At 40.5% G+C, this 22,797-nt stretch carries 17 protein-coding genes and 2 pseudogenes; 10 read left to right on the forward strand and 9 right to left on the reverse strand.

Annotation, left to right across the window (positions count from 1 at the left end):
- Positions 1 to 98 precede the first annotated feature (98 nt).
- Positions 99 to 1,382, reverse strand: a complete 1,284-nt coding sequence (locus tag CDG76_RS06920) for a hypothetical protein (protein ID WP_094348311.1) — start codon at positions 1,380 to 1,382, stop codon at positions 99 to 101.
- Positions 1,383 to 1,523: 141 nt separating this feature from the next.
- Between CDG76_RS06920 and CDG76_RS06925 the strand changes: the two genes are divergently transcribed.
- Positions 1,524 to 4,094: a dynamin family protein gene (locus CDG76_RS06925; protein ID WP_094348312.1), complete on the forward strand. Its 2,571-nt coding sequence runs from the start codon at positions 1,524 to 1,526 to the stop codon at positions 4,092 to 4,094.
- A 70-nt stretch (positions 4,095 to 4,164) separates the two neighbouring features.
- Here CDG76_RS06925 and CDG76_RS06930 read toward each other — a convergent pair whose 3' ends face one another.
- Positions 4,165 to 4,380: a DUF2945 domain-containing protein gene (locus tag CDG76_RS06930; protein ID WP_094348753.1), complete on the reverse strand. Its 216-nt coding sequence runs from the start codon at positions 4,378 to 4,380 to the stop codon at positions 4,165 to 4,167.
- Positions 4,381 to 4,603: 223 nt separating this feature from the next.
- Here CDG76_RS06930 and CDG76_RS06935 point away from each other — a divergent pair, with 223 nt between their 5' ends.
- Positions 4,604 to 5,287 carry an ATP-dependent Zn protease gene (locus tag CDG76_RS06935; RefSeq protein WP_094348313.1) on the forward strand — a complete coding sequence of 228 codons (684 nt, stop codon included), beginning with the start codon at positions 4,604 to 4,606 and terminating at the stop codon, positions 5,285 to 5,287.
- A gap of 107 nt (positions 5,288 to 5,394) precedes the next feature.
- Here CDG76_RS06935 and CDG76_RS06940 read toward each other — a convergent pair whose 3' ends face one another.
- Complete coding sequence (locus CDG76_RS06940; RefSeq protein WP_094348314.1) at positions 5,395 to 6,618, reverse strand: glycoside hydrolase family 10 protein; 1,224 nt, start codon at positions 6,616 to 6,618, stop codon at positions 5,395 to 5,397.
- Positions 6,619 to 6,992: 374 nt separating this feature from the next.
- On the opposite strand from CDG76_RS06940, the gene bchI reads away from it, so the two are divergent.
- Together bchI and CDG76_RS06950 are read left to right on the forward strand one after the other, a co-directional pair.
- Positions 6,993 to 8,117 (forward strand): magnesium chelatase ATPase subunit I, encoded by a 1,125-nt coding sequence (gene bchI, locus CDG76_RS06945; protein ID WP_094348315.1) that lies wholly within the window; start codon positions 6,993 to 6,995, stop codon positions 8,115 to 8,117.
- A 170-nt stretch (positions 8,118 to 8,287) separates the two neighbouring features.
- A complete protein-coding gene (locus CDG76_RS06950; protein WP_094348316.1) occupies positions 8,288 to 8,584 on the forward strand; it encodes a hypothetical protein in 297 nt (98 codons plus the stop codon).
- 175 nt (positions 8,585 to 8,759) lie between these two features.
- On the opposite strand, the gene CDG76_RS06955 is transcribed toward CDG76_RS06950, so the two are convergent.
- Positions 8,760 to 9,854: a nucleotidyltransferase domain-containing protein gene (locus CDG76_RS06955; RefSeq protein ID WP_094348317.1), complete on the reverse strand. Its 1,095-nt coding sequence runs from the start codon at positions 9,852 to 9,854 to the stop codon at positions 8,760 to 8,762.
- A 318-nt stretch (positions 9,855 to 10,172) separates the two neighbouring features.
- Entirely contained in the window at positions 10,173 to 10,406 is a 234-nt protein-coding gene (locus CDG76_RS06960) for a Nif11-like leader peptide family natural product precursor (protein WP_094348318.1), read from the reverse strand.
- Positions 10,407 to 11,066: 660 nt separating this feature from the next.
- Between CDG76_RS06960 and rplU the strand changes: the two genes are divergently transcribed.
- The 3 genes from rplU (at position 11,067) to CDG76_RS06975 (ending at position 12,490) form a co-directional block, all read left to right on the forward strand.
- Complete coding sequence (rplU, locus tag CDG76_RS06965; protein WP_094348319.1) at positions 11,067 to 11,474, forward strand: 50S ribosomal protein L21; 408 nt, start codon at positions 11,067 to 11,069, stop codon at positions 11,472 to 11,474.
- 29 nt (positions 11,475 to 11,503) lie between these two features.
- A complete protein-coding gene (gene rpmA / locus CDG76_RS06970) occupies positions 11,504 to 11,785 on the forward strand; it encodes a 50S ribosomal protein L27 (protein WP_094348320.1) in 282 nt (93 codons plus the stop codon).
- Between the two features lie 285 nt (positions 11,786 to 12,070).
- A complete protein-coding gene (locus CDG76_RS06975) occupies positions 12,071 to 12,490 on the forward strand; it encodes a hypothetical protein (protein WP_094348321.1) in 420 nt (139 codons plus the stop codon).
- Positions 12,491 to 12,942: 452 nt separating this feature from the next.
- Here CDG76_RS06975 and CDG76_RS06980 read toward each other — a convergent pair whose 3' ends face one another.
- From CDG76_RS06980 to CDG76_RS06990, 3 genes are all read right to left on the reverse strand, one after another.
- Positions 12,943 to 14,679 (reverse strand): diflavin flavoprotein, encoded by a 1,737-nt coding sequence (locus tag CDG76_RS06980; protein ID WP_094348322.1) that lies wholly within the window; start codon positions 14,677 to 14,679, stop codon positions 12,943 to 12,945.
- Between the two features lie 165 nt (positions 14,680 to 14,844).
- Complete coding sequence (locus tag CDG76_RS06985) at positions 14,845 to 15,366, reverse strand: phosphate-starvation-inducible PsiE family protein (RefSeq protein ID WP_094348323.1); 522 nt, start codon at positions 15,364 to 15,366, stop codon at positions 14,845 to 14,847.
- Between the two features lie 102 nt (positions 15,367 to 15,468).
- Positions 15,469 to 17,199 (reverse strand): diflavin flavoprotein, encoded by a 1,731-nt coding sequence (locus CDG76_RS06990; protein WP_094348324.1) that lies wholly within the window; start codon positions 17,197 to 17,199, stop codon positions 15,469 to 15,471.
- 219 nt (positions 17,200 to 17,418) lie between these two features.
- Between CDG76_RS06990 and CDG76_RS06995 the strand changes: the two genes are divergently transcribed.
- Positions 17,419 to 18,351 (forward strand): 1-aminocyclopropane-1-carboxylate deaminase/D-cysteine desulfhydrase, encoded by a 933-nt coding sequence (locus CDG76_RS06995; RefSeq protein WP_094348325.1) that lies wholly within the window; start codon positions 17,419 to 17,421, stop codon positions 18,349 to 18,351.
- Between the two features lie 198 nt (positions 18,352 to 18,549).
- Positions 18,550 to 19,686 (forward strand): hypothetical protein, encoded by a 1,137-nt coding sequence (locus CDG76_RS07000; protein ID WP_094348326.1) that lies wholly within the window; start codon positions 18,550 to 18,552, stop codon positions 19,684 to 19,686.
- A 5-nt stretch (positions 19,687 to 19,691) separates the two neighbouring features.
- On the opposite strand, the pseudogene CDG76_RS07005 reads toward CDG76_RS07000, so the two are convergent.
- Positions 19,692 to 20,798 (reverse strand): annotated as a pseudogene (locus CDG76_RS07005) (IS630 family transposase).
- Between the two features lie 71 nt (positions 20,799 to 20,869).
- On the opposite strand from CDG76_RS07005, the pseudogene CDG76_RS07010 reads away from it, so the two are divergent.
- Positions 20,870 to 22,384, forward strand: a pseudogene (locus CDG76_RS07010) (pentapeptide repeat-containing protein); the annotation flags it as partial.
- Positions 22,385 to 22,797 lie beyond the last annotated feature (413 nt).

Consider the following 22,797-nt stretch of genomic DNA (forward strand, 5'->3'; position numbering starts at 1 on the left):
TAGATTTATCACAACTCATATAAGATTGCTATATACAAACAAAGTCCGCCTACGCGGACTTTACAAAAATACTTGTTTCAATAATTGCCGTAGCTGTTTTAGTTAGCTGAAACTAACCCTGTCTCATCTTTCGATTCATCTCTGATTTCAAAGTAGTAATAAAGATTACCAATAGTTAGGTCTGATGCCTGTTGCAAATTAGATGTAACTAATGTTTTATAGCCAGTAATTACAGCTTGTTCACTAATATAAAATTCGTACTCTCGACGTAGTTCAGGCTCAAATATAAATAACAACTGGTCACGAAGCGAATAGAAATGAGATTTTTCGGCTAAACTCTCATATACTAATTGTTCTGGCGGTTCTGCTAAATTGGTTGTGGAGTAGTGAGTATCTGAACTATTAAAATCAGCGCTACTTAAAAGCTTTAATTCTGATGAAGGAAGCGATTGCATCCAGTCAACATGATTTTGCCACGAATCCAATACTGCTAAATCATGATTTTTAATGCGGATAATTTCGGGAAACAGAAAATCAAGCTCATCATGTGATTCGCAGCGATTAATCACAGTGAGAGCATCTTTACAGATTTTATCTTGGAGTAGGATCAGGCGATCGCTCACTGCTGAAACCTCATTCTGCACTTGATAAGTTGCAACAATCGCCTGTTCAATTGCCCAAGCGCATTCAAGTCTGCGTAGTTGACCAGCTGCACAGGTTTCTTCCAGTAGATGCGGATTGCTGTAATCCGCTAAAGCCGTAAATAACATTCCCCTCACGCCATCAATCTCAGCGTTTCTTCGGCTAAAATCTTGCAATTGCATCGCTGAACGGAAGCGGTTCATCGCCTGGATAAACACTCCATACGCTCTCACTAAAGCTGTGCGATGTTGCTCAAATTTTATATCTTGGGCTACTTGTTCGATTATTTGTCTAATTTCTACTCCTTGGCCTTTTAAGGCTTGTTTCAAGTCAATAAAACCGTTTTTGACTTCCAGCCTCATTTGCTCTACTTCTTTTCTTAATTTCATTGTTTGGTGTAGGTTTACTGCTGTCAACGCTACACCTGCGATTGTTCCCACACCAATCAAGGCTGTAGTTGCTTGCAGCACACCCAAGCTAGTCTGTATAGTTTGCAAGCCATTCAGTACTGCTGTAAAGCCTTGGTGAGTTTGATACATCTGCGCCCCACTCGTTACTAGATTTGAAGCTGCTATCAGTGGAGATAAAGGGCTGTTGTTAACAGTAGCACCAATAGCATGGGCAATAAACTGCCCGTTTGCTCCTCTAACCATGCTTAAGGGTACTCCGTTGCTAAAGACTTGTAGATATTTACCAGCATCAATACCAGCTTGAATTGCAGGCGCAAATTGAAACAGCATATTTTTAGGTTGCTAAAAGCTAATTTTCTTGAGCCTAACTGGTATAAAAAAGTAAAGATAACCGTATTTATTCGGTATATTAATTAATTTTGTCTAAACCTGGGAATACTAAGCTTGAAAACTTCTCGCCTTACATAGTTTATGGATACTTCACTACTTAACTCTCAGACTGTTGAGCTATTGTCGCAGATTACTGGACAAAAACTGACTCAAAAGAATCTCACACCACCCGTAATATTTCTGGCAAATTTAGTCACGGTGCTTTTGGGAGTGATATTTGTAGATGGCACAGTAGCAGAGTCAGAAAAGCAACGTTTACTGACAACCCTTTATCGATTTAGTAATCCAGAAAGTGATGTGCGTAAGTTGACACATTTGATGATTAAGGGAGTTAAAGATAATCAAGTTTATAAGCAAATTAATAATTTACTAGCATTGGCGGCTCCGCTTTCCGAGTCAGAAAAGCTTTTGTTAATTGGATTTGGCTATGAAATGTCAGCAGCAGATGGTGAAATTGACCCCCACGAGAAAAAATATTTGGAGATACTTGCCAAGCACTTAGGTATTAAACCGCAATATTTAGCAATTTTAGAAGCTGGTTTTACTCATCAAGAAAATGTGGAGCCTGTTGATTTAAATGAAGTGCATTTTTTACTCAGCCCTGCTCGCTTTCAGGAACTGGATACTATATTTGTCAAGGCTGCAAGTGATATGCTAGCCGCTCTACCTGCTAAACCAGAACACAAAATAACTAAACACCATAGCAATATATCCTATAAGGAGTTGGCAAAATTCCAGGAAAATCGTAAGCAATTAGAAACTTATTGTGGTCAAATCTCTCAAATAGTTAAAGATTGTAATGAGCGTAGCTTCTTACCTTACACTTTAATAGAAGAGATAGAAAAAGTATCTAAAAAAATAAAATTACAACGGTTTCGTTTAGCAGTTGTAGGCGAATTTAGTAAAGGAAAATCAACCTTACTGAATGCCTTGCTAGGTGAAGAAATCCAACCTGTGAGAGAAATTCCTTGTAGCGGCGCTGTGACAGTTTTGAAACATGGAATACAAAAGCGAATAATTTGTAGATATCAAAATGGAACAGAGGAAGAGATTACTTTTGAAGAATATCAACTAAAGGCAACGATTTCAGAGAATGCAGCTATAGATTGCCTAAGTGATGAATTGGCTGATTCTCAAATTGATGAAATTATTTTTGAACATCCTGATTTAGAGTTATGTAGTAGTGGGGTAGAAATTGTAGATTCTCCCGGATTAAATGAACATCCTGACCGCACTAAGATAACTCAAAAACTTCTTAAAGATACTGATGCAGTTATTTTCCTAACTAATGCCTCATGTTCTCTAACTCAAGTAGAACGCGAGTTACTCCAAGATGTGAAAACTCAACTAAATTATGGTAAAGCAAATGAACCTGCCAACAATCTTTTTGTAGTAGGAAATTTTATAGATTTAGTGCGTAGTGACAAGGGACGTGAGCAGGTGAGACAGAGAATCGAAAGATTTGTAAAAGGTGAAAATCCTATAGTGGCAGGTGAAAACAGAGTTCATTTAATTTCTGCTCAAGCTACGCTGGAGGCAATATTACAGGGAACTGAAAATGAGTATTTAAAAGCCTTCCAAAATTTTACTCAGTCTATTGATAAATTTCTGACTTTTGACAGTGGAAAACTAAAAATTAAGCAATTTATTACTCAACTAAATAGGGTGGTACAAAAAAGTTTAGATGGATTCTATCAATTTGAGGATATTTTAAAGGGGAAAATTAAAATTTCTGAAGTAGAAAAGCAGAAAATATTGGAAAACATAGGAGAAGCTAGTGGACGAGATATCAAAATTAAAAACTTAGCAGAAATTCAACAAAAAGAAGTAATTAAGCAAGCTACTGATTCATGGACTAAGTGGCGTGAAGAACTGAAAGAAAATATTACTCAACAAAGTAAACACTGGGATTCGTTACATAGTCCTGTTTTTAGTCAAGACAAACTTATTAAAGACTACATAAATAAATTTACTGGAACTATGTCACAAGAGATAGATATATGGGGAAATAAAAAACTTAGAGATGTCATTTTGCTCAAAAGTATTGAAGATTTAGATGCAAAAATAGCTTCTGAGTTAAATGCAATTCAAAGCGAATTTCAAAGCATAGATATGCATATACAAACAAATTTAAGTCAACAACTTAAACTTTCAATAAATGGTATAAATGATGACTTTACAGGTTTCGGAGGAATTGGTGGTGGTCTTGGAATTGGTGCTTTAGCTGCTGGATTAATGGTATTTACAGGGCTTGGATTTATTGCCGTAATTTTTGCAAGTGTAGCTGCTGCAATTGCAGGTTCGTTTGGTTTTGGAATGCTAGATTTTGATGGACTAAAAGACAAAATAAAGGGGAAAGTAATTGAAATAGGATTTCAAAAATTTAATGAGTCAATGAATAAAAATAAATTACCCGCGAAGTTAGATGAGATTATTGGCTCAGTCTTTAATAGCCGAGTTGAATCAGCTAGTCGAGTCATCGCACAAGCGATCGCACTTTACGAAAACCTCCTAGAACAGCAGGAAAAGGCTCACAGTGAAACTCTAGAACAACGTGAGGCTGAAAAGACGTGGATTTACCAAAAGCGTGAAGAACTTGAGCAGGTACAGAATGGGTTGGAAGTCATTCTCAGTAAATGCACTATTATTTAATCACTTCTATCTGAAAATGCAGACTGCATTCATCAATCACCTATTTAACATCTTTACTCATGACTAAGCATTACTCCTCTACTTTCTTCAGAGCATCAGGCTTGTGAGCAGCTTGTTTTCCTGTCTTATCACTTTCAACTAAGTATTCAGGATTATCTTCACTTGCAGCAATATGGTGTTCTTTTATATCTGTAGGTGAAGTGAGCTTCTTTACAACTTTGCCAGTTGTCTTACCTTGTGAAGTGTTCCATTCAACCCGATCGCCTTTTTTGAATTGTTCAGCCACATTCATCTCCTATTTGATGTTTTATACCTACTAAGGTCACATTATGTCTGCGACTAGAAAAGCAGCCATCATTCTAGTGATAGAGAAAATATCCGTTATGAAGCCAGTAATTTAATTAGGTGTGAGATGAAAAATTAGGCGATCGCTACAACTCGCTTGATACAAAAACTGTGCGCTCGCCTCATAATAAAGAAAGATTAAGCAGATTCTCAGAAAACTCTCAATGAGCCAAACTAGCCTAAATTTAGTTGCAATATCTATCTTTCTTATGACCCTATCGGTACTGGTGGGGCCATTCTTCAACTTATCACCGGCAGTACCAGCACTTGCTACCTTCACCATCTTAGGCATAGCGACATTAGATAGCTTCAGCCTGCAAGGTAAGGGTGGTACTATCTTTGTAGATTGGATTGCTGGTTTTTCAAAAGAACATCGCGATCGCATCGTCCATCACGAAGCAGGGCATTTCTTGGTTGCTTACCTGTTGGGTATTCCCGTTACTGGCTACACACTCAGCGCTTGGGAAGCCTGGAAACAGGGGCAACCTGGCCAAGGCGGCGTTAGCTTTGATGATGGCGAATTAGCATCTCAATTAGAAGTAGGTAAAATCAGCGCCCAAATGCTAGACCGCTACTGCACTGTTTGGATGGCGGGTATTGCTGCTGAAACCCTGGTTTTTGATAATGCTGAGGGTGGAACTGATGATAAAAGCAAGCTGATAGGAGTCTTGACAATGTTAGGCTTTTCTGAGTCAGTTTATCAGCAAAAACTGCGGTTTCATGCTCTCCAGGCAAAAACTCTACTGCAAGAAAATTGGTCTAGCTACGAGACTTTAGTTAGTGCCATGCGACAACGTACTTCGGTAGAAGATTGTCATGCTGAGTTAGGAGTAGGGAGTAGGGAGTAGGGAGTTATTCAATATTGTTCGGTTAAGGCAAGAGACGCGAGAAATCTCCATCAAGAGGAAAGACTGACTATTGTAGAGACGGCGATTTATCGCGTCTTTGTGATGATTTATTCAACTCTGGCGCGGAGTGCAGGAGATGGAAAAAGATTTTCAAATCCAGCTTGTCGCTCAGTTAAAGATTCTAGAGCATCGTTCCAAAGACTTTCATAATAAAAGAAGGTTACGCCTAGACCGCGTTCTTGGGCAGCCCGCACCTGAGACTTAATTTGTTGCATGGGAACTGGGTTATTTCGTAACCCTGTCATAATGCCAACTCCAGTTGGAATTGTTTGTTGCGCTTCTTGAATTTCTGCGCGGGAAATATTTGCCACAAAACTTTTTAGATCCGGACGATAAATTTGCACAATTAACTCGTCCACAATATTTTGTCGCATCCAACCTAGCCAATCTTGCAAGTGAAACTTGTAAGCAAAATCATAGTAATTAGGAGAAACAGAGAAAATCGCCTGGGGTCTTCTCTGCTTCACAGCTTGGTTAAGTTGTACCATGAACGCTGTAATTTTATCTGCCCGCCACTTTACCCATGCCGCATCTTGGGGATTCTTTGGGGGAGCATTTTTGGTTTCTTTGGTGTACAAAGCAACTGTATATTGGTCGTAACCAAATTCGTGAGGCAAACTCATGTGATCGTCAAACTGAATGCCATCGGCATCATATTGGGTAACAGTTTCTAGCACTAGATTGGTGATGAACTGTTGCACTTTTGGATGGAAGGGATTGAGCCACATCACCTCACCAGCCGCGCTGTTTGAAGTTTGGCTACCATCCCGCTTTTGTGTGAACCAATCCGGGTAATTCATTGCTAGTTCTGAGGTTGGGGGAGCCATGAAACCAAACTCAAACCAGGGAATCACCAGCAATCCTTGGCGATGAGCTTGAGTAATGAGGTCTGCCAGAATATCATGTCCATCTGAACCTTTGTAGACAAAAGGTTGAATACCTGCACGTTGTGCTAGGGCACTGGGATACATCACATACCCAGAATTCCACACTACAGGATAGATTGTGTTGAAGTTCATCCGTCGCAGTTGACTCACTGCATCCTGCACCTTGTCCCGATTCTTGAGGGTGTCAAAATCATTAGTGGTCATCCAAACCCCGCGAATTTCCTGACGGGGTAGCTGTGCGATGGCGCTGAAGCGATCACCGAAGGTGGGCGCAGGGGTGAAACTGTCCACCAGCAATACAGTAACAAACGATATTAAAATAAGAATGGGAAAAAGAGACTTAAGTAGTCGCCGCCAATTTTGGACAATAAAAGATAATTTCATAAATTTGAATGATGCATTAGCTACCTACACACGCCATTGCTTGTTTTTATTAATTGAATCTACTAACCATCTAGTTTACAAGTATTTATGCTTACTACAGGATTGATTAGTTGGTAGTTGTTCGTTCCCTGCTTATGGAACTTTTGCACCAGAAAAACTAAAGCAGACAAATTAAGATAGTTGACGCAGCTAATAAGCATTTGTGCCCAATAGATATTGGTATGACGAATAGGGCATTGGGCATTGGGTATGAGGGAAGAGANCCCTGCTCCCCTGCTCCCCTGCTCCCCTGCTCCCGATCTTCACATTCCCCCATGCCCCACCTGTGTCACAATAAGGAACTGTAATAAGAAAAATATTGTTAAGGTAATTTAGTGAGTCCAACTGCTCAATCCACGGCAAGTGCGCGTCGCGTAGTATTTCCTTTTACGGCAATTGTGGGCCAGGAAGAAATGAAACTGGCGCTGCTATTGAACGTGATTGACCCCAAAATTGGGGGTGTAATGATTATGGGCGATCGCGGCACCGGGAAATCCACAACTATCCGGGCGCTGGCGGATCTGCTACCAGAAATTTCTGTGGTTGCTAATGACCCATTCAGTAGCGATCCTAGCGACCCCGACTTAATGAGCGATGAAGTCCGCAAACTGTTAGAACAAGGAGCGGAAATTCCTGTAGCTCACAAAAAAGTCCAAATGGTAGACCTGCCGCTAGGAGCTACAGAAGACCGAGTTTGTGGCACAATCGACATCGAGAAAGCTTTATCTGAAGGTGTCAAAGCTTTTGAACCGGGACTGCTGGCAAAGGCTAATCGGGGCATTCTCTATGTGGATGAAGTCAACTTACTAGATGACCACCTTGTAGACGTGTTACTCGACTCCGCTGCCAGTGGATGGAACACTGTAGAACGAGAAGGTATTTCTATCCGTCACCCAGCGCGTTTCGTGCTTGTGGGTTCTGGAAACCCAGAGGAAGGCGAACTACGCCCCCAATTACTCGATCGCTTTGGGATGCACGCAGAAATTCACACAGTCAAAGAACCAGCTTTGCGGGTGCAAATCGTGGAACAACGGGCGGATTTTGACCAAAACCCGCCAGTATTTCTCGAAAACTACAAACCCCAGCAAGAAGCATTGCAACAGCAAATTGTCAATGCTCAACAGCTTTTGCCAGAAGTGAAACTTGACTACGATCTGCGGGTGAAAATTTCTGAAGTCTGCTCAGAACTGGATGTGGATGGTTTGCGGGGTGACATTGTTAGTAACCGTGCTGCCAAAGCCTTAACAGCTTATGAAGGACGCACTGAAGTTACAGTTGATGATATCCATCGCGTAATTACGCTATGTTTGCGTCACAGACTGCGGAAAGACCCTTTAGAATCGATTGATTCTGGCTACAAAGTTGCCAAAGTTTTTAGCCGCGTCTTTGGCGTTGAACTACCAGAAAGTGATACTGCACAAAAGAACGGCACAGGTCAAAAGTTAGGGGCTAGAGGTTAAAAGTTAGGAGCGGAGCCGGAAACGCTCCGCTTCCGGTGAAGAATTAAGAGTTAAGAGTTTTGAATGGAAAGCTGCTTCATATCTCACAACTTTAATTCTTCACTTAGCACTGACTATATAACTCACAACTCCTAACTCTTAACTCCTAACTCTTAACTCAGTACTGAAATATGAGATTTTGGTCTTTTTGGTTCAACAGCTTTGTTCTATCTAGCCAATACAACCCGCCCAGGTTTGTAGAATTATTGATGCTCTTATTAGCGATCGCTATGCTGGCAATAGCCAGTATTTTACCCGATATACCCTATTTAATCTTAGGCTTGAGCTTAGTAGTTGGGGCATCTATTTCCATCTTAGTGCGGGAAGCGATCGCCCCCTCACCCCAGACGCGAATTACCCAACTAACAGCATCCCTATTACTCATCATCAGCCTATATGGCTTTGCTGATTTAATGTACACTCTTTAAAATGAGTCATTTGTTATTTGTCCTTTGTCCTTTGTTAGTTATAAGTAGGTAATTGGTCTTTGAAGACGCGATAAATCGCGTCTCTAGATGAGGGTTTTGTTGCTCATTCTGAACTGTGTTGAGTTATAAGCACCAATAGACCAATGACCAATAACCAATGACTAATGACTAATGACTAATGACTCCATTTTTGCATTTCCACCAATTCCATACACAACTCATTAATTTGCTCCAAATCAGGTTTATGAGGTAGGGCAGATTGTTCGCAAACAACGTCTATTTCGGCGACCAAATCTTCTGCTATTTTCATCACCTGTTCATAAGAATACTCACCTTTTAAAATAGCTTTTAAATCTTCAACATCACCAGCTATTCTCCTATCTACAATCACTTCACCTCGTCGCAATATTTCTACTCCACTGCGTAACAATCTAATGCAGTGCATTCCATGTTTGAGGTCAAAACCCGACTTTCTTTCCATTTCTGCCCTAGCCGGATTTCTATTCTCCTGCCAAGATAAGTAAGCCTTCCATTCTCTTAAAGCAATTTGATAGCTTTGGCTTTTCTGAAGCAGACGAATAAAATCTTTACGGCTATTGGTTAACTTTTGGGTATATTCCAAAGTTTCATCAGGTAAAGTATATTGTTTTAACACTCCTTTAAAATCAATATCTGCTGTCAGCAATTGATATAATTGTTCTGCTTCTTCCAAAAACTCAATCCGTCCTCTGATTAAGTTATAAAGATATTCCAGAAAAGCATTTAACTCATCTTTGCTAAGGGGTGCTTCGTCTTCTATAGCAAAGTCAGATGGTATCGGTTTTTTTTGCGGTGGCTTTAACAACCACTTACGATGAGTTTCCATCTTTTTGATTTGGGCAAAGGCATAACCAGTGTAAGTATGTTTTACCTTCTTGCTCAAGAATAACTGTTTATGATTAATTAAATGCTGTCCGACTGCGCTTAAAAAAGGATAGTTATTTAACCAGAGCAATTCTAAAACATTGGGGTTCGCGCCCGCTAATAACTGGAGGATTTTTCTTAATTCATATATAACTGTGTCTTTGTTACCATCAACGAATGGAAATATTCCTGGTTCATCCCAACCAGTATCTTTTTGTTCTATCCGATCAAATCCCAAGTAGTACCTTTTGGGTGCAATAAATACTCCCCGATAATCAAAGTCGGAATCAGGGCGATTTAAACCATAGCCGTGGCTACCAGCCAAACCAATTAAAATAGTTCTTTGCTCAACTTCTATTCTTTTCATATCACCTGATTAAAATATAGTCATCCTAACTCATCAGTTAAGCAGGTGGCGAGATGGAGAGTAGAGAAAGGATTTATTAACTCTCTTCAGATATTCCGTAGATAATGTCACAGCATAAAGACAGCTGACGATCGGTACATAACAACCCTACTTAATCATTCGCGAACAATAAAATCCCCAACTTCTCTAAGAAGTCAGGGATCTGAGTTTTGTATTTAACAAGAATACCCCTAAAGGAGATGATGCAACGGTATCCCCTTGAGTAGCAAAACTTGTCAATTCAGTTATTCTTATACTTTCGGTTTCCTAGAACAGAAATTATCTAGGATAAATGTGGCGTCTAGTTCCCCATCCTGGATTGACAATGGCGGCTAAATCTTCTTCAGATAATTTGCTAATCTCACTATCCAGTTCTCTGGCGGTGAAATCATAGCCACGCTCTTGAGCAATTTTGATGAAGGCTTCTGGATCGGCTGTTGCTTTGAGCCTTTGCTGTAACGCTTGATCTTGTTTTACAGCTTGAAAAAGTCGGGCAGCATTTTGCTGTGTCATGACAATCAATCTCCTGTTTGAAATATCAGGTTTGAATGTGATAGTTTAACTCTTGAGGATTCACTAACTTTTGTAAAGAATTTATAAATGAGATTCCTTATATTTCATCTTAAAACAAAGAAGAAAAATGTGTTGATTATGATAAAAAAATATAACTTTTAAACTAATATTAACGTTAGTTTTTTGTAAAATCAGCCCTAAGATAGTAGCAATTTTTATCTAACAATAATTAAGTCTGATTTCTTGTAAATACAATTTACATTCGTGCGGGTGAGCGATGCTCATAACGACTATTGGTTAATTCCTCCCCACTCTTGAAAAATGAGCGATCGCACAGAGTAATACCAATTCAAAATTCAAAATTCAAAATTCAAAATTAAGAAAGCCAGACAGAACAAAGGTTTGGGAGTATGTATCTGTCGCATTCTTTTTTCAAATTGGTATAATTAACTGATTTTTCATCTTCCGGTTGACCAGACAGCAATGCCAAACCCAAAAAATCCTGTTATAGCTTGACTTGACGCCTATGAATAAAATACTATGTTAGATTGTCTGTCTAATTCCTGCTCGGATCAGGTAGACATATTACAAAGGCTGGCAAAAGCATCTCTACAGGAGATAAAAACCAGCTACCTGTACGGCAACCTCAAGGACAATTCCATGACCTACGCGATTATTGAAACTGGCGGCAAACAAATACGAGTAGAGCCAGGGCGGTTTTACGACGTTGAACTGCTTGCGATCGAACCAGATGAAAAAGTTACAATAGATGCCGTATTACTCGTGCAGCACGATGGCGAAGTCACCATTGGACAGCCATTAGTAACAGGTGCGACTGTAGAAGGGACTGTAATGCGACATTACAGAGGTCGTAAAGTCCTGGTATACAAAATGAAGCCGAAAAAGAAAACCCGCAAAAAACGGGGGCATCGTCAGGAAATTACCAGACTTATGATTGATTCCATCATCCTTAACGGTGCAGTGTTTGCTGCCCAAGGAGAACCGGAGAAGGAAACCCCCATTATAGATAACAGTTCTGCCGAAGAAGTTGAAACCGCTGCCGAATAATAAAAGAAGAAGATACACAAGAGGAAATTATGGCTCATAAGAAAGGAACAGGTAGTACACGCAACGGTCGTGATTCTAATGCCCAACGTCTGGGTGTCAAACGTTATGGCGGTCAAGTTGTACGTGCAGGAAACATTCTCGTGCGTCAACGCGGCACCAAATTCCACCCTGGTAACAACGTCGGTATTGGTAGCGATGACACTTTGTTTGCCTTAATCGACGGTGTTGTAATGTTTGAGAGAAAGGGCAAAACTCGTAAAAAAGTTAGTGTTTATTTACCCATAACTGCTGCTGAAGCAGTAGCAAGTTAGAGTATTACGGTGGACATCTGCCGTTGGTGTCTAAGTTAAGGCATCAGCCCAGATGTCAAGAGAACGAGCAGCCGTTCGTCGGTGACGTTGACGGACGGCTTTAACCAAGCTCATCGAACAATTATTATCCATTCACAGCTTATACCTAGAGAGCTTTTTTACACCCTACATAATTTTTCAAACACCCTCTTAAGCTAGTTATACGGAAAAATTCCCTATAATACCCGAATATGAATGTTATATAGACAGTTTCCGCATAATAAATAGTAATAGTTAGGCAGCGTGATGGATGACGGTTGGGAAGGTGTCGACGAGGCGCTGAGGCGCTTTGGGCTACCGGCGAAGCACGCCGACCGCCCGGCGATTGTCGCCGCACTGCGTGAGCAGATCCGACTTGAAGCCAATGAGGTCGGCGACCAGTTCCTGATGCGCCTCCTGTGCGCCCAGCTTTTCTCGCTGGGTGTGGTCGAAGACTGCCTGTTAGTTTGGAAGGCGAAGTCGTGCAACTTCGATACACACTGCGGGATTGATGTCCAGTTCCTATGTGGAGCGGGTTTGAAGCAGACCAAGGAGTTCCTCCGCGCCCACGGCAGTGACCCGGCACAGGATGCCTTGGAGTACATCGCTCGATGTGACTGCGACTTCGCCGACTTCTCGGTCGAGCGCACCCTCCGACAGGCGCAGGAGTTCTATCGGGTGGCGTGACTTGCTGCGGCTAACCGGCCGCTGAACGTCGGTTCGTTAGGCAGCCATACCATAGTCCTTTGCGATATAACCCAAGCCGAGGTACTTCGAGGACTACGAAGACATTAGAATTTAGCGCTGTAAATGCCAACTTATGAGTGAAAGTAGCAATGGTGATTTTAGTCTTTAGCTTCACGCTTTTTTTGGCTTGATTCTCCTTTTACAATGACTTTACCATTAATGTCCGATTGCTGACCCCTACCAGAGCGATCGCTCCACATCACTTTGCTAGTTCTTATGTACTACCTTTCCCCACCTTACCCGATAGTTATAAAACAAACGTTGATAAATAACAAATGCCAAGATGTTGGGGTGCATGTTAAAGGTTACTGGATTTGGGAAAATTCCATACCTTTACCCTTTAACCCTTCCCCTTTTCCCCACTTCTGCAAGAAGTCTAGTGAACAGTCAGATTAATAATAGCTGCCAGATTTACGATACTCCAAAGCCGTGACACCATCATTTTCCAACACTTCACCGCGATCGATGACGGCATAAATTAACCATCGATCGCCACATTCCAGCTGATTTTGCACTGTACATTCTAAATAGGCTAATGCCTCATTCAGAATTAAACAACCATTCAGAGCAGTTTTTGTGGCAAGATTTGCAAAGGGATTATCTCCTAAAGTGCTGTGACGAGAAAAATAGCGGCGGACATTTCTTCCTTCTTTAAGGATATTCAGCACAAATTTATCCCCAGGATGATGCATTAAATCTGCATTTTGCTCGTTAGCGATCGCAATCATAATTCCTGGCGGGTTAAAAGTTGCCTGCGATACCCAAGAAGTTAAAACCCCTTTGTGAGTTTCTTCATCACGAGTTGTCACAACACAAAGAGAACCAACAATCCGCCCCACCGCTTGTTCGGTACGATCTACATGGGTTTCTGTGACAATGTGGCGGGAAGTCCGCAGTTTTTTGGTTTTCTTCAAGTTTTGAGCAAAAAAAGCACCAGCTTCTTGACACTGCTGGAGAATCTCAGGAGTCGGACTGAAACGCACCCGAATTGTTTCAAACCCTAGTTGATAATTAGCATCTTTGAGCTTGCTTTCGATTAAATCTATCGCCTCGCCACTCCAGCCATAAGAACCAAACACCCCTGCTAACTTAGTTTTAGCCGCCACCGAGAGGACGATTCCTAAAGCAGTTTGAATTTGAGTCGGTGCATGGCCGCCTAAAGTGGGTGAGCCGATAATCAAGCCATCGCAGGATTCTACAATGCGGTTAATCTCCGCAGAATCGGCTAGTTCACAGTTGATTGATTCTACATTAACTCCAGTTTGGATCAAACCTTGAGCGATCGCATTCGCTAGAATTGCTGTATTTCCATAAGCAGAAGCATAAAGCAAAGCGACACTCAACTCTTGAGATTTTTGCCCTTGACACCATTGACGGTAATCATAAGTAAAACGACTCAGGCTGTAACGAACAACTGGCCCGTGTGCTGGGGCATAACATCTGGCTCCCAAAAGCGATATTTTATCTAAGGCTACTTCGACTTGTTTGGCTTGGGGCGCATGGAGACATTCAAAATAGTAACGACGTTCCGCATCTAAACCCTTCCAATCTTCATCAAACAAAATATCTTCGCAAATATGAGCGCCAAAAAGTTTGTCTGTGTAGAGTATTTTTGTAGCGGCATCGTAGGTACAAAGTCCATCCGCCCACCGAGGAGTCGGTACAGAGATAAATGATAGAAGATGTCCTTGTCCTAAATTTAGAGTATCCTGCGATCGCATCGCTTGAATAGGTGATTCAAATTCGGGAAAAGCGGTTTTGAGAGCATTGGCGGCAGGGCGAGAACAAATGAGAGTGGCTTGAGGAACCAGAGAGAGTAATACTCGCAAGGTTGCTCTGCGGTTGGGATTGACATGACTGAGAACAATGTAATCGAGGGAGATGAAATCTAGATGTTGTGCAAGTTGCTCAAGGTAAATTTCGGTAAAAGATTCGCCGGGAGGGTCAATTAAAGCCTTTTTATCAGCTTGAATCAGAAAAGAATTCGCTGTAGTTCCCCGTTGGCGGGAATATTCCACCTCAAATTTTAATCTGTCCCAAGTCCGCGATCGCAAAATCAGAGTATTTTTACCAATTTCAGCAACTTGTACATCTCTGCTATGGTTGGGCGTTAATGTGGCGGCAGACATAATAACCTCTCTTAAGGATAGGACATTGACTAAATAATTCGTAATTCGTAATTCGTAATTTGAAATAATAATGCTACGCCCTTTTATGTCTTCATTGAGGAATATTGTGGGTTTGTATTCTTCAATTACGAATTACGTTAGCGAGTCATCGAGCGTCATTATAAATTACGAATTATGTTGACCATTGTTTTGTATTAATTCAGACTTGGCTTTGCTTCTATAGCGTTTAGATACTTCTTGTTCGGGATCGATACCTTCAAAGGTAGGAGGTAGCCAAACTCGGAGAAACAGTAGTACTCCCAGGACTAATAAAAAAGCACAAGTTGCTAAAACTTGACTCCAACTTGTTTCTAGAACACCTTTAACAATGACTTCTCGCAATGCGGAAACGATAGAAACTTCAACAGCTACCCCAATAGATACTCGATGTTCCTGTAGGTAAATAATCAGTAGTCGAAATAACTCAACTAAGATAAGTAAAAAGAGAATATCGGCAGTAACAGCATGAAAATCTAGAGGTGGAAGTAAGGAGAGAAACATATCTCTCACCTGAAGCACCATGAAGCTAAATAAACCGATACACAAAGAAATTACAATTACATCTTGGATAAATTCCAAGCTTCTGACAACGCGCCCACGATTGATTTCGTACATGGTAATCGGGGTATTTTCAACAGATTTATACATAGTTTTTTAGAAGTTGTAGAGACGCGATTCATCGCGTCTGTGGAGAGCAGAGGAGCCTAACGAGAAATAACAAATGACCAATGACAAATGACAAATGACAATTTAATAATGATTGCCAATTTTGCGGTGATGGGCGGCAGTAAGTGCATTTAGTTTAGCGACTCTTCCAGTTTGGACTGTACTATAAATTACCCAATGATCTCCACAATCCATGCGGCTAGTAATTTCACATTCCATGTAAGCTAGAGCGTCAGCTAAAACGGGCGATTCATTTTTAGCTGGATATGTTTTCACTCCCGCAAATCTATCTGCACCAGGAGGAAAACGCTTGAGAAAATGTTTCATTAATCCTTGATATTTGCCTTCTTCTAGAACATTTAAAACAAAGCGATCGCCAACGTGCATCAACGATTCAATTGCCCGATCTTTGGATACTGCGATCGCAACTCCCAAAGGCTCAAGACTCGCTTGTGTCACCCACGAAGCCAGCATTGCGCTCTGAATTTCTCCTTTTTTGGCGGTGATGATGTACAATCCTGTGGTAATCCGCCCCAAAGCTTTTTCTAGCTCGGTATTGATAGATTTGATTTGTTTTATAGTGCGATCGCGCGTTAACCATTGACCCATATCTGTCCCCGCTTCATCACAAAGTTGTTCCGTTGCTTGGGTAGGAATTTCCTTAACTAAAATAGGTGGAAAAGCTTCAGTTAATCCCAGTTCTTGAAACTTATTGCGTAACGGGTAAATTGGTTCATCTTCTCCCCCTCCCGACTCTAATAAACCAATTGCTTGTTTCTTATGAACAGCAGCTAAAATAGTGCTTAAAGCCGCTTGAGCCATTACCGAAGATTGCGCTGGCATGGCAATTACTAAACCAGAGGCTTGTGCAACTAATTCTCGAACTTCTTGAGGCTCGGTACTATTGAAGTCTACTAATTCTATTGCCACGCCTGTTTTTGCGCATCCATGTGCAATGTTACGGACTAAATGTTCGCTATGTCCATAATCTTCAACATAAAATAGAGCCACTAAAGTCTCTGTTTTTGCTTGTTCTAAACTCCAGTTTTGATACCGTCCCAGCCATTCGGAAATATAGTTTTGTAATAAAGGGCCATGTCCTGTAGCAACAGTTGCTATTTCTAACTTTTCAATCCGCTTTAAAGCCGCTAAGACAGACCGGGCATTAGGCCCCATGAGACAATCATAGTAATATTTAAAATCCTCCTCAAGTAAGGTGATATTTTCATCATAAGTGTGGTCATCACAGTAGTGCATCCCAAACACATCGCAAGTGTAGAGAGTGGAAGTTTTATGGTCATAGGTCAAGATTGTGTCAGGCCAGTGTAAGTTAGGTGCAGAGATAAATTCTAATTCGTGTCCGTTGCCTAAATCTAATCGCTCTCCACTTTTCACCTGCATTGATTTAAAAGGCTGGTGAACCATATTTTCTAAAAATTGAATAGCTACCTTTGCACCAACAACAGTAATGGAAGGAGCTAATTGCAAAATATCTTTCACTAAGCCACTGTGGTCAGGTTCTGTATGGCTAATAATCAAGTAATCTATCTTGGTTGGATCGATTAATCCCGTCACTACCTCAAGATATAATTGCTCAAACTTGCGGTGAGATGTGTCAACTAAGGCAATTTTTTCTCCTTGAATTAAAAAAGAATTATAGGTTGTACCATTCCGTAAACCAAACTCGATATCAAAACGTTCTCTATCCCAATCGAGACAACGTATAGCAGTCGTTTGATGAGCAATTTCAACAGTTTCAATCGTCAAACGTCCAGGATTGGAAATAACTTGAGTAAGCTGTGTGAGTGCAACCATTTCTTTTCTCCAAAAGAATATTATCTGGAGCGAGTGTTATGTCTCTTATATTTACCTGAAATTCTCAATTAGTAAAATGTCAATTTCTAAAGCTAATCATTAGAAAGATTTATTCATCATCTTGATTGACTTACCATTGAATTACTCAATGTTTATCATTACTTTTATATTCGATAATGAACGTGAGAAAATGCAAATTCTAAGTTAGAATCTTGACAGATGTCGTTAACCTTTATTACTCCTCCTGTACAACAAATCAACAGCGAAATCGCCCGTCACGCTGGTGTTGAACTATATGTCCTGCGCCTGGATCTCATGCACCCGTGGGTTAACGGCAATAAGTGGTTTAAGCTGAAATACAATCTTTTGGAGGCCAAGGAGAAAAATTTCACAACGCTGCTAACCTTTGGCGGTGCTTATTCCAATCACATCTATGCAACTGCGGCGGCTGGTAATCTTTTTGGTTTTCGCACCATCGGCGTAATTCGTGGAGAGGAGAGGCTACCATTAAACCCGACACTAAGTTTTGCTGTACAACGGGGTATGCAGCTTGTGTATCTGAACCGTGAAATGTATCGACAGCGCAACACACCAGCGTTAGAGGAATATCTGCGACAACGTTTTGGCGAGGTGTTTATCATTCCCGAAGGTGGGAGTAATTTAAATGGTGTGCGCGGCTGTATAGAAATAGTTAGTGATGCAATGATCGCATTCGATCATATCTGCGTAGCCTGCGGTACAGCTACCACACTAGCAGGTATTGCGCTTTCATTGCATAAAGGACAAAGAGCGATCGCTTTTCCCGTATTGAAAAATGGCGCATTCCTCGCACAAGAAATCGAAAGTTTGTTGACAAATTACCTCGCCTCTGGTTTACCCACATTATATAGTTCTCCGGCTTCTTGGGAATTGGTATGTGATTACCACTTCGGCGGCTATGCAAAGGTGAACGATGAGTTACTACTGTTCAGTCAGCAGTTCACACAGGAACATGGCGTACCCCTCGATTACGTATATACCGCCAAAATGTTTTACGGAGTGATGGATTTACTACAGCAGGGATTTTTTTGTAAAGGCGATCGCTTGTTGCTAGTACACACAGGCGGCTTACAGGGCAACGCCGGGATGGAGGAAAGGTTGCAGAGATTGTAGAGCAAAAAGTCAGGCGATTAGCCTACTCAAACCTATGAACAAAGTTCACAACACTTTGTTAGTATATATTTTTACTGCAATATAGCTTCTATATATTGTCCAATTCCTATATCGGAAAGACCCTGAAAGTCTATAATTCTGTAGCATATTAGCTACCAATATTGGTTCACCTTAATCATCTGTATCTAGATAAGATTTATGACTGTAGACCTATTATCGAAAGCAATCACAGCAATTGCTAGTATGGCGGCTACTCCTATAAAAAACAAGTTCGAGCGTAAAGAGGCTGTAATTAAATTATTAAAGAAACTGAACCTTAAGTATGAGTATCCACCTGCTGATTTCTCTGGTGTATATGTCTATACTCTTGTACAGTACGGGGTTGGAAAACCACATGAAATTCTAGAATTATTTCGGCAAGAAGAAATTAAGCAAGCTTTCCGTGAAGCATTTGAACAGAATGACCCTTTAATATTCATCAAAAAAGGTCAAGATTTTATAGATGGGTATGCCTTGGGTGATGAAATCAAAAAACTTGGTATTGACCCGTTTCCAGAATATGCTGCTTTTGCTATGGCTTTTATTGAGGTTGCCAACAGCACACGCAAACCATCAGAAGTTTTAAGAGATCGAAAGCTTGACGCTATAAATCAAAATTTATCAGTTCTTCAAGAGCAGTTATCTAAGCTAAAAGAACCAAAGGAAATTCTACTTGAGTTAGCTATACAGTCACAAACTTATCAAAAACTTCAGCCCGCAGATGAGTCAAAGAATGAAAAAATTGGGATATTTATATTAGCAGAGCAAATGAGGGGGTGGTTTGAAACTATAGGATACAAGTTTGATAGCTATAAAGTAGAAGAAGAGAAATTTTTTGAGTGGATCATTAATATTCCAGCACGGCGAGGATATGACCGCATCTTTGTACGTGGTGTTGAGCGTGAAGGAGGACTAAGTGATGTTCAATCTTTACGAAAAGCTGTAGATGAGCATAAGACGAAAGAAGCTTGGCTTGTCTCTGCTCGGAAGATTAGTCCAGCAGCTCGCAATGAAGTGAAAAAGGAAGAAAATCAAGATATCTTCTGCTATACCTTTGACGAACTACTAGATGAACAGGCTGACTTTAGCAAATACCTAGACTGGCTAGAAGCTGAGGTTAAGCGTAAGGGGATTGACAGAATGTATGTTCCTCTTGCTTGTATTAAAGAAGAATATGATCCTGTTACTCAAGAAAAACTAGGGGTTAGTCGATACAACGTAGATGATGGTTGGATTGAAGGCTACATTGATCATTGGCTAAATGATCGGGCTAAAGAGCATATCTCAATACTATAGGACTCCTATTTGATTTTTGAAAAAACTCCGTACATCTGGAGAGTAGCGAAATCAAAGGTAGTGTGTCGGATAAACCACTCAAACATCCACTTTAAATGAGAGAATGAAGGAACCAAAGCACAAAAACGTCGAACCCATGTTTTAGCCTGCAACCAAATATCCTCAATAGGATTTTGTACTGGGCAATTGGGAGCTTTAGCGTTCGCAATGTATTTTCCATTGTTCAGATGACAACCCAAGATTTACCTCGTCCAAAAAACCTCGAACTTCTTTAGAACGGTGGTAACTAGCGCCATCCCAAAAAATTAGTAATTGCTGATCGGGAGAGTCAGCTAGCAGATATTGTAGGTAATCAATAGTATTTTTTGAATTTCCCGCATCATAAGCTTTGAGAACTAATTTTCCTTGCAGATAGTCAATTGCCCCATAGTATGTCTGCTTATCTCGTTCATTAACAACTGGGACTGATATTTCTTGGTCACTTTTTCCCCATACGTAACCATCTTATTTCTCCCCACATTAAATGGCATTCATCAATTAGCAGTACTCTCAACTTTCCTGTTTCGATTTCCACGCTTGTGATGTGCCAGCAATGTCTCAATCTCTTTTTTTTTGCTGCAACAGCATTCTCGTCGGCTTTGGGATTCAGCTTTGTGGTTTTCTTCCAACTGATGTCAGCGGCATCAAATAAGTCGTAGTAACTTTGTTTTGAATCATAAACTACGTCGTACTCAAAAGCTAATTTGTACTCCAGTTCACCCAGTTCCCAGCAGTTCTTGGTTTGCAGCCAACTCAACACTTCTTCTCGCTGTTCAGCACTCAGGTAGCTTTTTCTCACGAGTGTAGTTCAAGCACAGTCCATTAATTCCATCCTGCTCATAGGCTTGTTTCCAGCCTGTTATCGAGCCTAAAGACACATCTAGAATAGCTTGGATTTCTTCGTACAAGTAATCTTGGTAAATCAATTTAACTGCCAAAGCTTTTCTTGCTTCACGGGCATCACGACAAGCTGCTATGAAATCTTGTAACTCAGCGATGGCTACGCCCGCCGCAGGCATCGCAGTTGCCACTCCTCCAGGTAGTATTGCCGATTGTAGATGCTGGTTTATCATTGTCTGCTCTTACACTTGTCAACTCATCCGTATTATCTCGTAGTCTTTTTCAAAAATCAAATAGGATTCCTATAGGTGAGTTTGGCACTGGTAAAACTTGGCTGACTTTGCACTATGCTTGGACTGCTCTACAACGCTATCGTGATGCCAAAGAACGCAAAAGTGAACGACCTCGGATTCCATTGGTTATTCCTTTACGCGACTATGCTAAAGCAGTCAGTGTTGAGTCTTTGTTTTCAGAGTTCTTTTTTCGCAAGTATGAAATTCCTATTCTTGGTTACTCTGTATTTGAGCAACTCAACCGGATGGGGAAATTACTACTCATATTTGATGGATTTGATGAGATGGCAGATCGGGTAGATAACCAAAAGATGATTAATAACTTCTGGGAGTTAGCTAGGGTTGTTGTACCTGGTTCTAAAGCAATTCTTACCTGCCGAACAGAACACTTTCCAGAAGCTAAAGATGGTCGAGCTTTATTAAATGCAGAATTAGAAGCTTCTACTTCTGCTCTCACTGGTGAACCTCCACAATTTGAGGTGCTAGAACTAGAGAAATTCAACGATGACCAAATTCGTCAGGTGCTATCATTTCGAGCGGGAGTTTCCACTGTTGAACAGATAATGGAAAACCCCCAACTTTTAGACTTAGCCCGTCGCCCAGTGATGACTGAACTAATTCTGGAAGCTCTACCTGATATTGAAGCAGGAAATCCAGTAGATATGTCACGTATTTATCTCTATGCTGTACGCAACAAGATGGAGCGAGATATAAAGGCAGAGCGTACTTTTACCTCATTAGCTGATAAACTCTATTTTCTATGTGAGTTGTCGTGGGAGATGCTGTCAACTGATCAGATGAGTCTTAACTACCGACTTTTCCCTGATCGGATACGCCGTCTTTTTGGCCATGCCGTGCAGGAGGAAAAATATCTAGACCACTGGCATTTTGACATGATGGGTCAGACTATGCTCATCCGTAATGCAGATGGTGACTATTCACCAGCGCATCGCTCCCTGTTAGAGTTTTTTGTCGCCTACAAATTTGCTGCTGAATTAGGAGTTATAGCTCCTGACTTTGCCGACTTAGCTAAAGCACAATCTCACTTAAATGAGAGTGTTTCATCTGACTATACTTGGTCATCTTATTTTAATCGGGAATGTGATGAAAATGGCAATATTAAACCTATTTTATGTCTGCAAGAGTTTATTCCTGAAGAAATAGAATTGCTAGCAGAAACTGTGGGTAAAGAAACACTAAATACAGACTTTTTTAGTAATAATCACGACAAGCTAGTAAATATAAGACGGAATAATGCTATCTTTGAATTGATAGGAAATATGATTTCTTCAGACAACGAAAAGGTCAAGGCTAGATTATTGACTATAATTACAGAAACCTGTGGTAAAACTTCACAAGAAGTAGGTATAGTTGGTGGTAATGTTGCCAGCCTTTTAGTGCAATATGATCCTATTAGTCTGAGAGGAAAAAATCTAGCTGGTGCGAATTTAAGGTATGCAAACTTTTCTGAAGCTGATCTCACAGAATGCAATTTAGATAATACTGATTTAAGTAATGCTAGATTTGATAGTCAATCTATAATGTTAGACGCTACCCTACGAAATAGTAACTTAAACAATTTGAGACTAGGAGACCTTTTAATCGGTTGGATTTCAAAAATACCTTTAAATAAAACACCCTCATTATTAACTACTCGGAATCCTGATACACCAGCTATCTTTTTTTATTACCCTCATGGGGTTAATCATTCAGATAGACCAAATTTACCTTTTAAAGTTAAACAGAATGAAATAGTTGTTGCTTATGGAGAAAATAGATTATTAAAATGGAACTATAGAATTAAATCAGTGTACATTTTAAATGAGGAAGTTCATCAAGAAGTTCTTAAAATTCTTACTGTTGAAGGTGAAGATGTTTATCTTGAACTAAAAACTGGTCTAAATTTACCTGTTGATGAAGCTACAAGCTTTTTAAGGTC

The organism is Nostoc sp. 'Peltigera membranacea cyanobiont' 210A, from assembly GCF_002246015.1.
GTDB lineage: Bacteria > Cyanobacteriota > Cyanobacteriia > Cyanobacteriales > Nostocaceae > Nostoc.